The following is an 837-nucleotide window of genomic DNA, read 5'->3' as shown; positions in this document are numbered from 1 at the left end:
TGTCTTCAATTGGTTAAGCCATAAATAATAGTTACAATACCGCATCTATTGAGACGCTGCGAGAAGTACAAGTCATGGCAAGAACAGCACTAACAGATACGCTTTGGGATCAACTTCAATCAACGATGACACAGCATGCCTGCTATCAAACTCAAAACAGTCGAGAGGTCATGGAAGCCATACTGTGGAAGGTACGCACAGGTGCGCCTTGGCGTGACATACCTAAAGAACTGTGTTCTTGGAAAACAGCTTATAGTCGCTTTAATCGCTGGTCGAAAACTGGCTTATGGGCGAATTTTTTTTAGCTTACGAAAAGAAACTGATACGGAATGGGTATTCACAGACGGAAGCTATGTTCGCTGTCACCAGCATGCAAGTGGAGCTCGGCGTGGTGAAGATCGAGCGATTGGGCGAAGCCGTGGCGGCGCAACTACAAAGATACACCTATCCTGTGATGCCGATGGATATCCGCTCCATTTTAAAATCACTGGGGGTGACGTCCACGACAGTCAAGTTGCAGGTGAATTGATTGACATGATTAGGCATGCAGATTACTTCATCGCTGATAAAGGCTATGATTCACAAGCGATCAGGGATAAAGCTTGCATGCATGACATGATTCCTATAATTCCCAAAAGAAGCAATACTAAAGCACCTAATCCAGAATTTGATAGCTACTTATACAAACTGCGCCATCTTGTTGAGAATATGTTCGCAAGGCTCAAACACTTTCGTAGTATCGCCACTCGCTATGAAAAGTTAGCTCGTAATTTTAAGTCAATGCTTTATCTGGCGTGTACTATCGTTCATTGTAAGATGAATTGAAGACACGCCCTA

Annotated in this window: 1 protein-coding gene; it reads left to right on the top strand. The window is 43.7% G+C overall.

The annotated features are described in order from the left end of the window. Window positions 1-74 precede the first annotated feature (74 nt). Window positions 75-825 (top strand): IS5 family transposase gene (locus INT03_RS01470; RefSeq protein WP_226951658.1). Its coding sequence is split into 2 segments (ribosomal slippage): window positions 75-295 and window positions 294-825, totalling 753 coding nucleotides; the frame shifts between segments, so codons are not numbered across the junction. Window positions 826-837: the final 12 nt, after the last annotated feature.

The organism is Psychrobacter sp. PG1 (assembly GCF_014897815.1).
Taxonomy (GTDB): domain Bacteria; phylum Pseudomonadota; class Gammaproteobacteria; order Pseudomonadales; family Moraxellaceae; genus Psychrobacter.
This window is presented reverse-complemented; position numbering and strand designations above follow the sequence as displayed.